The organism is Kitasatospora sp. NPDC096204 (assembly GCF_044763205.1).
Taxonomy (GTDB): Bacteria; Actinomycetota; Actinomycetes; order Streptomycetales; family Streptomycetaceae; genus Kitasatospora.
Genome location: NZ_JBIWFT010000072.1, coordinates 1 through 15,018 on the forward strand (window position 1 = coordinate 1; position 15,018 = coordinate 15,018).

The 15,018-nt window shown below is 74.5% G+C and carries 2 protein-coding genes; both read right to left on the reverse strand.

The window, feature by feature from the left end; all coding sequences use genetic code 11:
- Positions 1–1,967 (reverse strand): type I polyketide synthase (locus ACIQ87_RS39525; protein WP_402417015.1); only part of this gene is annotated, 1,967 nt, incomplete at its 3' end.
- On the reverse strand, positions 1,964–15,018 hold a 13,055-nt coding region (locus ACIQ87_RS39530; RefSeq protein WP_402417017.1), incomplete at its 5' end, for an SDR family NAD(P)-dependent oxidoreductase. The genes ACIQ87_RS39525 and ACIQ87_RS39530, both read right to left, overlap by 4 nt.

The following is a 15,018-nucleotide window of genomic DNA, read 5'->3' on the forward strand; positions in this document are numbered from 1 at the left end:
GCCGCCACCTCACCGATCGAATGCCCCGCCAGGAAGTCCGGCACCACACCCCAGGACTCCAACAACCGGAACAGCGCCACCTCGAAAGCGAAGAGACCGGTCTGCGCGTACAGGGTCCGATCGACCCGGTCGGGGTCGGTGCCGAGGAGGACCTCGGCGGTGCCGACCCCGAGTCGTTCGTTCAGCTCGTCGAAGGCCGCGGCGAACACCGGGTAGTGGGCCCGCAGTTCCGCGCCCATCCCGAGCCGCTGGGCGCCCTGCCCGGTGAACAGGAAGGCGGTCTTGGCCCCTGTGCGGGCCCGGCCGCGCAGCACCGCCGGCGAGTCGTCCGAGGCGCCCAACAGCGCCAGCCCGTCGAGGAGTCGGTCGCGGTCCGGGCCGAGGACGGCGGCCCGGTGCTCGAAGACGGCGCGTTCGGTGCCGAGCGACCTGGCCACCGCGCCTGCCTCCAGCTCAGGATGGTCGGCGGCGAAGGCGCGCAGCCGCTCGCCCTGGGCCGACAGTGCCTGCGGAGTGCGGGCGGAGAGCGGCCACAGGGCCATCGGCGGTGCCGGGTCGGGTTCGGGCTGCTCGGCCGCGGCCGGGGCCTGTTCGAGGATGACGTGGGCGTTGGTGCCGCTGATCCCGAAGGAGGAGATCCCGGCCCGGCGCGGCCGCTCGACCTCGGGCCAGGCCCGGGCCTCGGTCAGCAACCGGACCTCGCCCGCCGACCAGTCCACCTTGCTAGAGGGCTCGTCCACGTGCAGGGTCTTGGGCAGCACACCGTGGCGCATCGCCTGCACCATCTTGATCACCCCGGCCACACCGGCCGCCGCCTGGGTGTGACCGATGTTCGACTTGACCGACCCCAACCAGAGCGGTCGGTCCTCACCACGGTCCTGACCGTAGGTGGCCAGCAGCGCCTGCGCCTCGATCGGGTCGCCCAGCGTGGTACCGGTACCGTGCGCCTCGACCACGTCGACATCGGCGGCCGACAGCCGGGCAGCGGCCAGCGCGTGACGGATCACCCGCTGCTGGGAGGGCCCGTTGGGCGCGGTCAGCCCGTTGGAGGCACCGTCCTGGTTCACCGCGGAGCCACGGATGACGGCCAGCACCCGGTGCCCGTTGCGCTCGGCGTCCGAGAGCCGCTCCAGGACCAGGACACCGACGCCCTCGGCGAAGCCGGTGCCGTCCGCGCCCTCCGCGAACGCCCTGCAGCGGCCGTCCGGGGAGAGCCCGCGCTGGCGGCTGAACTCCACGAAGGTGCCGGGCGAGGCCATCACCGTCACACCGCCGGCCAACGCGAGGGTGGACTCGCCGCCGCGCAGCGACTGCGCCGCCAGGTGCAGCGCCACCAGCGAGGAGGAGCACGCCGTGTCGATCGACAGCGTCGGCCCCTCCAGACCGAGGGTGTAAGCCACCCGACCCGACACGATGCTGCCACTGCCGAACGCACCGAAGTAGTCGTGGTACATCACCCCGGCGAACACACCGGTGCGGCTGCCCTTCAACGAGACCGGATCGATCCCCGCACCCTCCAACGCCTCCCAGGAACTCTCCAGCAGCAACCGCTGCTGTGGATCCATCAACAGCGCCTCACGCGGCGAGATCCCGAAGAACCCGGCGTCGAACGCGCCGGCCTCGTGCAGGAACCCACCCTCGCGGACGTAGGACCTGCCCTCCAGACCCGGCCGCGGATCGTAGAGGTCGGCGTCCCACCCCCGGTCGGTGGGGAACGGCGTGATGCCGTCCCCGCCCTCGGTCACCAGCTCCCAGAGCTGCTGCGGCGAGGTCACCCCGCCCGGGTAGCGGCAGGCCATGCCCACGATCGCGATCGGCTCGCGCAGGGCCGCGGTCAGCTTGCGGTTCTGCTCCCGCAGCCGTTCGGTCTCCTTCAGCGAGGCCCGCAGGGCGTCGACCATCCTGGTGCCCGGGTTCTGCGGCTGCTCCTTGCTCCCGCTCTTCGCCACCGGAGTACCCCCTGTCACAGCTCCTCCTGTCCACCGAAGTCGTCAAGGGCCAGGTTCATCAGGCTCTCGATGTCCATCGTGTCGATCGACTCGCCGCTCTCGCCGTCGTCGCCCTTCGACTCGGCGGCGGACTCGGCCTTGAGTCCGGCCAGTTCGAGCAGGCTGTCCAGCAGGCCGGCGTCGCGCAGCCGGGCCAGCGGGATCGCGCCCAGCGCCTGGCGCACCGCAGTCTCCTGCACTTCGCCGGCCGAGCCCTCGGCCGGGGCCAGTTCGGCTTCCAGGTGCCGGGCCAGCACCATCGGGTTCGGGTAGTCGAAGATCAGCGTGGCCGAGAGCCGCAGCCCGGTGGCCTCGTTGAGCTGGTTGCGGAACTCCACCGCCGTCAGCGAGTCGAAGCCGAGTTCGCTGAATGCCCGGTCCAGTGCCACCTCGGTGACCCCGAGCACCCCGGCCGCCTGGGTGCCGACCAGTTCGAGCAGGAACGCGATCCGCTCCTGGCCGACCAGCCCGGCCAGGCTGCGCCGCAGCGCGGCCGAGGCCGTGGAGGCCGCCTGCGCCACCCGCCGCGCGGACGAGGAGCGCACCAGCCGACTCAGCAGCGGCGGGACCCGGTTGCCCTGGGCCAGGGCGGCCAGGTCGAGCCGTGCGGGCATCAGGACGGCTTCCGCCCGGCCGACCGCGGCGTCGAACAGGGCCAGGCCGGCCTCCTCGCTGAGGCCGCCCACCCCCGACTGGGCCATCCGGCGGCTGTCGGCCTCGCTGAGCCGGTCGGCCATGCCGCCGTTGCCCGACCACGCGCCCCAGGCCAGCGAGGTGGCCGGCAGGCCGACCGCCCTGCGGTGCAGGGCCAGGCCGTCGAGGAACGCGTTGGCGGCGGCGTAACTCGCCTGCCCGGGGCTGCCGAGCAGACCGGCCGCCGAGGAGAACAGGACGAACGCCGACAGCTGTCGGTCCTTGGTCAGCTCGTGCAGGTGCCAGGCCGCGTCCACCTTGGGTCGCAGCACGGCGGACAACCGCTCGGGCGTCAGCGAGGCGAGCGTCCCGTCGTCCAGCACGCCCGCGGAGTGCACCACCGCGGAGACCGGGTAGCGCGCCAGCACTGCGGCCAGCTCCTCCCGGTCGGCCAGGTCGCAGGCCAGGATGGTCACTTCGGCGCCCAGGCCGGCGAGTTCGGCGTGCAGCTCGGCGGCGCCGGGCGCCGCCTCGCCGCGCCGGCTGAGCAGCAGCAGGCTCGACACCCGGTGCTCGGTGACCAGGTGACGGGCCACCAGGCGGCCCAGTGCCCCGGTGCCGCCGGTGAGCAGCACCCGGCCGCTCCACTCGACGGGGGTGTCCGGTACGGCCTTCGCCGCCCTGGTGAGCCGCGGCACGTTGAGCACGCCCGAACGCACCGCGATCTGCGCCTCGCCGCAGGCGACGGCGGCCGGCAGCAGGTGCCAACCCGGGTCGGCCTCGTCGTCGGCGTCGTGGTCGTCCAGGTCGATCAGCACGATCCGGTCGGGATTCTCCGACTGCGCCGTGCGGATCAGCCCCCAGGCCGCCGCAGCGGCCAGGTCGGTGACGTCCTCACCGGTCGGCGAGACCGCGCCACTGGTCGCCACGACCACGGTCGCCCGCGCGAACCGATCGTCGGCCAGCCAGGACTGCAGGCGGCCGAGCAGCGCGGCCAGGCCCTCGTGGACCGCCCGCGGATCGTCACCGCCCGCCCAGGGCAGCACCAGGACGTCCACCGGGTCGGCCAGCGCCGCGAGCTCGTCGAGGTCGGCGACCGTACTGACCGTGGCGACCTGCGCCGCCAAGGCGTCCAGCAGCCGCCGCCGGTGCGTACCGAGCACCGCCCAGTGTCCGCCCGAGGGCACTGGGCCGCCGGTGAGCCCGGTCCACTCCAGGGCGAAGAGCGAGTCGTTGCCGCCGGCCGTGGCCAGCCGGTCCACCGCGACCTCGCGCAGCACCAGCGACTCCACCCGGGCCACCGGGGCACCGGCCCCGTCGGCGAGCTCGATCCGCACCGCGTCCGAGCCGACCGGGCTGATCCGCACCCGCAGCGCCCGCGCGCCCACGGCGTACAGCTCGACCCCGCTCCAGGCGAACGGCAGGCTCATCCGGCGCGCCGCACCCGCCCGCAGTCCGATGGCGTGCAGCGAGGCGTCGAACAGTGCCGGATGAATGCCGAACCGATCGGTCTCCAACGGGAGTTCGACCTCGGCGAAGACCTCGTCAGCCAGCCGCCAGGCGGCCCGCAGCCCCTGGAACAGCGGGCCGTACTCGGCGCCGAGCTCGGCCAGGCGCTCATAGGTCCCCTCCAGGTCGAGCGCCTCGGCGCCGACCGGCGGCCAGGCCTGCGACGTACCGGGCGCCGGGGCCGAAGCGGCCCGCAGCAACCCGGTGGCGTGCAAGGTCCACGGTCCCCCGGCCTGGCGGCCGGGAGGTGCCCCCGGCTCGTCCGCCGTGCGGGAGTACACCTGGAACGTCCAGGTCCCGGCATCGGCCGGACGCACGGTGCACTGCAGCCGGACCGTGCCCTGCTCGGGCAGCAGCAGGGGTTCGGCGATGGTCAGCTCCTCGACCGCGCCGGCCCCGAGGTCCGCGCCGGCCGCCAGCGCCATCTCGACGAACGCCGTGCCGGGCAGCAGCACCACCCCACCGACCGCGTGATCGGCCAGCCAGGGATGGCTCTGCAACGAGAGCCGTCCGGTGAACAGCGTGCCCTCGCCTCCCGCGAGGTCCACGGCGCTGCCCAGCAGCGGGTGGTCCACCGTCGCCCGGTAGCCCGCCGGCTCGCTCGCCATCCAGTACCGGCGGCGCTGGAAGGCGTACGTCGGCAACTCGACCGCGGCACCGGCCGGCAGCAGCCGCGCCCAGTCCACCGCGCCGCCGTGAACGTGGAAGGCGCCCAGGGCGGTGAGCACCGCCGCCGACTCCTGCCGGTCCTTGCGCAGCAGCGGGATCAGCGCGGCGTCACCGCTCGGACCCTCGGCCAGGTTCTCGGCGGCCAGCGCGGTCAGCACCCCGCCTGGACCGATCTCGACGAACCGGCACGCACCGGCCTCCTCCAGCGCCCGCACGCCGTCCGCGAAGCGCACCGCCTCGCGCACGTGGCGCACCCAGTACTCCGGTGAACACAGCTCCTGCGCGGCAGCCTGCGCGCCGGTCAGGGTGGAGACGACGGCGATCCGCGGCGGGTGGTACTCCAGCCCGGCGGCGACCTCGCGGAACTCGGCGAGCATCGGCTCCATCAGCGGCGAGTGGAAGGCGTGGCTGACCGCCAGCTCCCTGGTCCGCTCGAACCGCTCGGCGATCGCGCGCACCGCCGTCGCCTCGCCCGAGATCACCACGGAGCTCGGCCCGTTGACCGCCGCGATGCTCACCCGCTCGGTCAGCAGCGGCTCGATCTCGGCCTCGGTGGCCTTGATCGCCACCATCGCGCCGCCGGCGGGCAGCGCCTGCATCAGCCGGCCGCGCGCGGCGACCAGTCGGGCGGCGTCCGCCAGCGACCAGACCCCGGCCACGTGGGCAGCGGCGAACTCGCCGATGGAGTGCCCGGCCAGCAGGTCGGGGCGGATGCCCCAGGACTCCAGCAGCCTGAAGAGCGCGACTTCGAGCGCGAACAGGGCGGGCTGGGTGTACTCGGTGCGGTCCAGCAGCTCGGCCGAGGACAGCGCCTCGCGCAGCGGCCGGTCGAGTAGCGGGTCCAGCCGCTCGCACACCTCCTCGAAGGCGGCCGCGAAGGCCGGGAACGTGTCGATCAACTCCTCGCCCATGCCGACCAGTTGCGAGCCCTGGCCGGAGAAGAGGAACGCGGTGCGACCCGCTGTCGCGGTGCCGAGCGCCACGCTCGGCGAGGCATGGCCCTCGGTCAACGACCGCAGGCCGCGCAGGAGCTCGTCCCAGTCACCGCCGCTCACCGCCGCCCGGTGGGCGTGGTGGCCGCGGGCACTCGCCAGCGCCGCCGCGACCTGGCGCGGATCGAGCTCGGCCCGCTCGCCCAGGTGGCTCAGCAGCCGCTCGGCCTGCGCGCGCAGCGCCTGCGGGCTGTGGCCCGAGAGCAGCAGCGGAGCCTGTGGCTGCTGCTCCACCAGCACGGCAGCCTCCTCACCGGGAGCGCTGGGCGCGGCCTCGATCACCACGTGCGCGTTGGTGCCGCTGATCCCGAACGAGGAGATCCCGGCCCGGCGCGGGTGGTCGTACTCGGGCCATGCCAACGACTCGGTGAGCAGCCGGACGTGGCTGTCCGTCCAGTCGACGTGCCGGGACGGCTCGTCCACGTGCAGGGTCTTGGGCAGCACCCCGTGGCGGATCGCCTGCACCATCTTGATCACGCCGGCCACACCGGCCGCGGCCTGGGTGTGTCCGATGTTCGACTTGATCGAGCCGAGCCAGAGCGGGCGCTCCTCGGTGTGCTCGCTGCCGTAGGTCGCGATCAGGGCCTGCGCCTCGATCGGGTCGCCCAGCGTGGTGCCGGTGCCGTGCGCCTCGACCAGGTCGACCTCGCCGCCGGGCACGCCCGCCGCCGCCAGCGCGCGGCGGATCACCCGCTGCTGGGCGGGACCGTTGGGGGCGGTGATGCCGTTGGAAGCACCGTCCTGGTTCATCGCGGTGCCGCGCACCACGGCCAGCACCTGGTGGCCGTTGCGGCGGGCATCCGAGAGCCGCTCCAGCAGCAGGACGCCCGCGCCCTCGCCGAAGCCGGTGCCGTTGGCGGCGTCCGCGAACGGGCGGCAGCGCCCGTCGCGCGACAGGCCGCGCTGCCGGCTGAACTCGACGAAGGTCCCCGGGGTGGCCATCACCGTCACCCCGCCGGCCAGTGCCAGGGTGCAGTCACCCTGGCGCAGCGACTGCACCGCGAGGTGCAACGCGACCAGCGAGGAGGAGCAGGCGGTGTCCACCGTCAGCGTCGGCCCCTCCAGGCCTAGCGTGTAGGCGACCCGGCCCGAGACCACACTGCCGGAGCCGTAGCTCTCGAAGTAGTCGTGGTACATCACGCCGGCGAACACCCCGGTCGCGCTGCCGCGCAGCGAGACCGGGTCGATGGCGGCCCGCTCCAGCGCCTCCCAGGCGGTCTCCAGCAGGACCCGCTGCTGCGGGTCGGTGACCAGCGCCTCCTCCGGATCCATGCCGAAGAAGTCGGCGTCGAAGTCGCCCGCGTCGTACAGGAACGCGCCGTGCTTGGCGTAGCTGGTGCCGGGGCGGTCCAGGGTCGGGTCGTAGAGCGACTCCAGGTCCCAGCCTCGGTCGGTGGGGAACTCGCCGATGGCGTCCACCTCGCCGACGACCAGCTTCCACAGATCCTCGGGCGAGTTCACGCCGCCGGGGTAGCGGCAGCTCATCCCGATGATCGCGATCGGCTCCTCCGAGCGGGCGGGTGCGGCCTGCACCGGCACGGCCGCCAGGGTGCCGACCAGCTGGTCGAGCAGGTAGCCGGCCAGTTCGAGGGGGTTGGGGTAGTCGAACACCAAGGTGGCCGGCAGGCGCAGCGCGGTGGCCGCCGCCAGGCCGTTGCGCAGCTCGACCGCGGCCAGCGAGTCGAAGCCCAGCTCACGGAAGGCCTTGTGCGCTTCGACCGCCTCAGCCGAGCGGTGCCCGAGCACCGAGGCGGCTTGGCTGCGCACCAACTCCACCAGGAAGGGCTTGCGTTCGGCCTCGGCGAGGGCAGCCAGCCGGCCGCTCAGCGAGTCGGCGCCGGCGGCCGGCTGACCGGAGACGGCCTGGCGCCGGGAGCGCACCAGGGCGCGGAAGAGCGGTGACATGACGTCGCCTTGGGCCCGCAGTCCGGCCGGTTCCAGCTTCATCGGCAGCACGGCGGGGTGCCGGGAGTGCAGCGCCTCGTCGAAGAGCGCCAAGCCCTCATCGGTGGCCAGGGCCGCCACGCCGCCCCGGGAGATCCGGGACAGGTCGGTGTCGTCCAGCGTGCCGGTCATCCCGCTGGCCTGCGCCCACAGGCCCCAGGCCAGCGACTGGCCCGGCAGGCCGAGCCGCCGGCGGTGGCCGGCCAGCGCGTCCAGGAAGGCGTTGGCCGCGGCGTAGTTGGCCTGCCCGGGCGAGCCGAGGGTGGCGGCGGCCGAGGAGAACAGGACGAACGCCTTGAGGTCGAGACCGGCGGTCAGCTCGTGCAGGTACCAGGCCGCGTCCACCTTGGGGCGCAGCACGGCATCCAGCCGCTCGGGCGTGAGCGAGGAGAGCACGCCGTCGGCGAGCACCCCGGCCGCGTGCACCACCGCGGTCAGCGGATGCTCCGCCGGGACCTTCGCCACCGCCTCGGCCAGCGCCGCGCGGTCCGCCACGTCGCAGGCGGCGGTGGTGACCTCGGCGCCGAGTTCGGTGAGCTCGGTGACGAGCTCGGGGGCCGCGCCGCGGCGGCTGAGCAGCAGCAGGTGCCGCACCCCCCACTCGGTGACCAGCTGTCGGGCGATCAGGGTGCCCAGTGCGCCGCTCGCGCCGGTCAGCAGCACGGTGCCCGCGGGGTCGAGCTCCAACCGTTCCTGGTCGGCGGCCGGTTCGGCCCGGACCAGCCGGGGCAGCCGGATGGCGCCGTCCCGGATCGCCACGTGCGGCTCGCCCACGGCCAAGGCGGTGGGCAGCAGCGCTTCGGAGGCCGGGTCCTGGTCGAGCTCGACCAGGACGATCCGCTCGGGGTTCTCCGACTGCGCCGAGCGGACGAGTCCGGCCACCGCCGCACCGGCCAGGTCGGCGCCGGTGGCCACCAGCACGGTGGCCTCGCCCGCCAGTTGCTCGCGCAGCTGGTCGAGGACGGTGTGCACGGCTGCCCGTACCTCGTCTGCGCTGGTACCCGCCGGGCTGCGCAGCACCACCGGGTCGTGGGCGGGGTCGACGGCCGGGGTCGGCGCGGTGATCCACTCCACCTGGTAGAGCGCGCCCGCCCGCGCCGACTTGGCGGCGGCGGCGAGCTGTTCGGCCGGGATCGGGCGCAGGGCGAGCGAGCCGACGCTCGCCACCGGCGCGCCGTCGGCGTCGGCGAGCGTCAGCTCCACCGCGCCGCTCTGGCCCAAGGGCTTGACCCGGACCCGCAGTTCCCTGGCGCCGGTCGCGTGCAGGCGCACCTCGGACCAGGCGAACGGCAGCAGCGCCTCGTCCTCGGCGACACCGGTCAGGCCGACCGTGTGCAGGGCGGCGTCCGCCAGGGCCGGGTGCAGGCCGTACCCGTCCACCTGCTGGGCGAAGGCCACCTCGGCGTAGACCTCCTGACCCAGGCGCCAGGCGGCGCGCAGGCCCTGGAAGGCGGGCCCGTAGGCGAGTCCGGCCTCGGCGAGCTGTTCGTACACCCCGTCGAGATCGATCGGCTCGGCGCCGGTGGGCGGCCAGAGGGTGAGCTCCGGCTCGGCGGGCGCGCCGCCCGGGGCGAGCACACCGTCGGCGTGCCGGATCCAGGGCTCGTCGTCGGCCTCGCTCTCGGGGCGGGAGTAGATGCCGACCGGGCGGCTGGACTCCTCCACCGCGCCGACCACGACCTGCAGCTGCACCGCACCGTGCTCGGGGAAGACCAGCGGGGCGTGGAGGGTGAGGTCGGCGACCCGGCCCAGGCCCACCTGATCGGCGGCCTGGAGGGCCAGCTCCAGGTAGCCGGTGCCGGGGAACAGCAGCTCCCCGCCGACCACGTGGTCGGCCAGCCACGGGTGGGTGCCGAGCGAGAGGCGGCCGGTGAGGACGGTGCCGTCGGTGTCGGCACGGGTCATCGCCGCACTCAGGATCGGATGGTCGGTCCGGGTGAGACCGGCCGAGGTGACGTCGGCGTTGCCGGAGACGCTGTCCAACCAGTACTGCTCGTGCTGGAAGGCATAGGTCGGCAGCTCGACGCGGCGCGGGCGCAGACCCTCGAAGACCTGTCGCCAGTCGACCGCGACACCGTGCGCGAAGGCCTCGCCGAGCGCGGCGGCGAACCGGGCCGGGCCGCCCTCCTCGCGGCGCAGCGAGCCCAGCGCCCGCACGCCGTCGAAGGTCTCCTGGAGGCCTACGGTGAGCACCGGGTGCGGGCTGCACTCGATGAACACGCCATGGCCCTTGCCGACCGCGGCCCCGGCGGCCTGCTCGAAGAGCACGGTCTGACGCAGGTTGGTGTACCAGTATTCGGCGTTCAGCTCGGTGGTGTCGACGAGCCCGCCGGTGACGGTCGAGTAGAACGGCACCTCGGCGGGAAGCGGCGAGACGTCCGCCAGGGTCTCCAGCAACCTGGTCCGGATCGCCTCGACCTGCGCGGAGTGCGAGGCGTAGTCCACCGGCAGCCGCTTGACCCGTATGCCCTCGTCCTTGAGCTGGGCCTGCAGGAGGTCCAGGGCGTCCACGAAGCCGGCGACCACGACCGATCCCGACCCGTTGCGCGCGGCGACGGAGAGCCGGCCGTCGAAGGCCGCCAGTCGTTCCTCCACCTGGTCGACGGGCAGCGCGACCGACATCATGCCGCCCCCGCCGGACAGGTCCTGGGCGATGGCCTGGCTGCGCAGGGTGACGATCCGGGCGCCGTCCTCCAGCGACAGCGCACCGGCCACCACGGCCGCCGCGATCTCGCCCTGGGAGTGCCCGATCACCGCGACGGGGCGCACCCCGTACGAGGTCCAGGTCCGCGCCAGCGAGACCATGACGGCCCAGAGCAGCGGCTGGACGATGTCCACCCGGTCCAGCGGGCCGTTCAGCTCGGCCAGCAGGTCCCAGTCGGTGAACGGCGCACAGGCGGCGGCGCACTCGGCCATCGCGGCCGCGAACACCGGCGAGGAGGCCAGCAGCTCGGTGGCCATGCCCTGCCACTGGGAGCCCTGGCCCGGGAAGACGAAGACCGGGCGGGAGCCGGTGGCGGTACCCTCGACCAGCCCGGGAGCGGTGCGCCCGGTGGCCAACGCGGCCAGCGAGTCGCGCAGCTCGGCGCGGTCCGCGCCGGCGATGGCCGCGCGGTGCTCGAAGTGGGCACGGGTGGTGGCCAGTGCGTGGGCCAGGTCCGCGGGCGCGAGCTGCGGGTTGGCGTCCACGAAGGCCAGCAGCCGTTCGGCCTGGGCGGGCAGCGCCGCCCGGGACTTCGCGGAGAGCAACCACGGGGCCGCGGTCGGCGCCGCGCTCGTCTCCGGCTGCTCGGCGACCTGCTCGGTGACGGCCTCGATGATGGTGTGGGCGTTGGTGCCGCTGATCCCGAAGGAGGAGATCCCGGCCCGGCGCGGCCGCTCGACCTCGGGCCAGGCCCGGGCCTCGGTCAGCAGCCGGACCTCGCCGGCCGACCAGTCCACGTGGGTGGAGGGCTCGTCCACGTGCAGGGTCTTGGGCAGCACGCCGTGGCGCATCGCCTGGACCATCTTGATCACGCCGGCCACACCGGCCGCCGCCTGGGTGTGACCGATGTTCGACTTGATCGAGCCCAGCCAGAGCGGCCGGTCCGCCGAGTGCTCCTGACCGTAGGTGGCCAGCAGGGCCTGCGCCTCGATCGGGTCGCCCAGCGTGGTACCGGTGCCGTGCGCCTCGACCACGTCGACGTCGCTCGCCGACAGCCCTGCGTTGGCCAGGGCCTGCTCGATCACCCGCTGCTGGGAGGGCCCGTTGGGCGCGGTCAGCCCGTTGGAGGCACCGTCCTGGTTGACGGCGGTGCCGCGGACCACGGCCAGCACCTGGTGCCCGTTGCGGCGGGCGTCCGACAGGCGCTCCAGGACCAGGACACCGACGCCCTCACCCCAGACCGTGCCGCCGGCGCCGGTGGCGAACGGGCGGCACTGCGCGTCGGGGGCGAGCGCACCCTGGCGGCTGAACTCCACGAACGGGTCCGGGGTCGACATCACCGCGACGCCGCCGACCAGGGCGAGGGTGGACTCGCCGCCGCGCAGCGACTGCGCCGCCAGGTGCAGCGCCACCAGCGAGGAGGAGCACGCCGTGTCGATCGACAGCGTCGGCCCCTCCAGACCGAGGGTGTAAGCCACCCGACCCGACACGATGCTGCCACTGCCGAACGCACCGAAGTAGTCGTGGTACATCACCCCGGCGAACACACCGGTGCGGCTGCCCTTCAGCGAGACCGGATCGATCCCCGCACCCTCCAACGCCTCCCAGGAACTCTCCAGCAGCAACCGCTGCTGCGGATCCATCAACAGCGCCTCACGCGGCGAGATCCCGAAGAACCCGGCGTCGAACGCGCCGGCCTCGTGCAGGAACCCACCCTCGCGGACGTAGCTGGTGTCGGGGCGCTCGCGGGTCGGGTCGTAGATCCGGTCGATGTCCCAGCCCCGGTTGTCCGGGAAGGCGCTGATCGCGTCGCTCTCGCCGATCACCAGGTCCCACAGCTCCTGCGGCGAGGTCACCCCGCCCGGGTAGCGGCAGGCCATGCCGACGATCGCGATCGGCTCGTCGGTACGGGCGGCGCTCGCCCGGGCGGCCTTGCGCGGGCCGGACTTGACGCCGCTGAACCGGGTGACCAGGTAGCCGGCCAGTGCCTCGGGTGACGGGTAGTCGAAGACCAGCGTGGCGGGCAGCCGGTGGCCGGTCTCGGCGGTCAGGGTGTTGCGCAGTTCGACGGCGGCCAGCGAGTCGAAGCCGAGGTCCTGGAAGGCCCGGCCCGGGTCGATCGCCTCCGCGGAGGCGTGCCCGAGCACGGCCGCGACCTGGCCCCGGACCAGCTGGAGCAGCGCGTCCGCGCGCTCCTGCTCGCCGAGTTCGGCCATCCGGTCGGCGAAGGAGAACTCCGAACCCTCGACCGCCACCGCCTCGCGGCGCACCGTACGGCCCACCAGGGAGCGGAACACCGGGGCGAGCGCGGCGCCCTGGCGGCGCAGCGCCGCCAGGTTCAGCCGCACCGGGGCCAGGGCCGCCAGCCCGGTGGCCCGGGCCAGGTCGAAGAGCGCCACGCCGTCCTCGGCGGACAGCTCGGTCATGCCACCGCGCGAGATCCTCGCCCGGTCGGCCTCCTCCAGGGAGCTGGTCATGCCGCCGACCGGGGCCCAGGGCCCCCAGGCCAGCGAGAGGGCGGGCAGGCCGAGCGCGTGGCGCCGGGCGGCCAGCGCGTCCAGGAAGGAGTTGGCGGCCGCGTAGTTGCCCTGACCCGGTGCGCCCACCAGCCCGGCGACCGAGGAGAACAGCACGAAGGCGTGCAGCGGCGCGTCCGCGGTGAGCTCGTGCAGGTTGAGCGCGCCGTCCACCTTGGGCCGCAGCACGGCGTCGATCCGCTCGGGGGTCAGCGAGGCGACCACGCCGTCGTCGAGCAGCCCGGCGGCGTGCACCACGGCGGTGAGCGGATGCTCGGCCGGGATCTCGGCCAGCACCTCGGCGAGCGCGGCACGGTCGGCCACGTCGCAGGCCCGGACGGTGACCTGCGCGCCGAGCCCGGTGAGTTCGGCGGTCAGCTCGTCCGCGCCGCCGCGCCGGCTGAGCAGCAGCAGGTGGCGCGCGCCGAGGGCGGTGACCAGGTGCCGGGCGAGCACCGGGCCGAGGCCCCCGGTCGCGCCGGTCAGCAGGACGGTGCCCTCGGGGTCGAGCTCCGGCGCGGCCTCGGCGGTGAGCTCGGCGGCGGTCAGCCGGGCGGCGCGGGCCGCGCCGGCGCGGATCGCCACCTGCGGCTCACCACTGGCCAGTACGGAGGCGGCGAGCGCCTCGGCGTCGGCGTCCGCATCGAGGTCCAGCAGCACGAAACGGTCGGGGTTCTCCGACTGCGCCGAGCGCAGCAGGCCCCACACCGCGGCGCCCGCCAGGTCGGCCACCTCCTCCCCGGCGAGCGAGAGCGCGCCGCGGGTGACCACGATCAGCGGCCGTGGGTCCTCGTCCTGTGCCGCGGCCAGCGCCACGTGGACGGCCGCCCGGACGGCCTCGGCGTCGTTGCCCGCCACGCTGTGCAGGAGGCGGTAGTCGGCCTCGTCTGCCGTCTCGGCCAGTTGGATCGGGCTCCAGCCGAGCCGGAACAGCGCGTCGCTCGAAGGGCCCTGCTGCCGGCGCAGGTTGGTCAGCGGGCGGGAGGCCAGCGAGGTCACCGAGGCGACCGGGGCGCCGGTGGCGTCGGCCAGGTCGACGGCGAAGGAGTGCGCTCCGGTGGCGAGCAGCCGCACCCGCAGCACCGAGGCGCCGACCGCGTGCAGCGAGACGCCGGAGAACATGAAGGGCAGGCGGGCGGTCTCGTCGTCGGAGCCGTCACCGAGCAGGGCGAGCGCGTGCAGTGCGGCGTCGAAGGCGGCCGGGTGCAGGCCGAACCGGCCCGCGTCGGCGGCCGGGCGATCGGCCAGGCGGACCTCGGCGAACAACTCGTCACCGCGCTGCCAGGCGGCGTGCAGGGCCTGGAAGGTCGGGCCGTAGTGCAGGCCTGAGGCGGCGTGCCGCTCGTAGAGGCCGGCGGTCTCCAGCATCTCGGCACCGGCCGGCGGCCACTCGGTGAGGCGTTCACCCGTGCGCGCGGGCGCCTGGCCGAGCAGGCCGGAGGCGTGCAGGGTCCACGGGACTTCGGCGACCGCGCTCTCGGCGCGCGAGTAGACGCTCACCGTACGGCTGCCGGCGGCGTCGGGGGTGCCGACGGTGACCTGCACCCGGATGCCGTCCTGCTCGGGCAGGACCAGCGGCACCTCAAGGGTGAGCTCCTCCAGGTGGCCGCAGCCGACCTGGTCGCCGGCCCTGATGGCCAGTTCGACCATGGCGGTGCCGGGCACCACGACCCGGTCGCCGACCACGTGGTCCGCCAGCCACGGGTGGGTGCGCACCGAGAGCCGCCCGGTGAGCACCGCGCCGTCCGAGTCCGCCAGCATGGTGGCCGCGCCGAGCAGCGGGTGCTCGGTGGAGTCCAGGCCGACGGAGGCGACGTCACCGACCGAGGCCGGGAGATCGACCCAGAAGCGGCTGCGCTGGAAGGCGGTGGTGGGCAGGTCGACCCGGGCGGCCCCCGGGAACAGGGTGCCCCAGTCGGGCGAGCAGCCGGCGATGTGCAGTTGGGCCAGCGCGGTGAGCAGGGTGTCCGGCTCGGGGCGCTCGCGCCGGGTGGCGGCGGCGAGCACGGCCTCCTCGGAGTCCAGGCACTCGCGGGCCAGCCCGGTCAGCACCGCGTCGGGGCCCAGCTCCACGAAACGGGTGACGCCCGCGGCCTCCAGCGCCCGGACACCGTCGTGGAAGC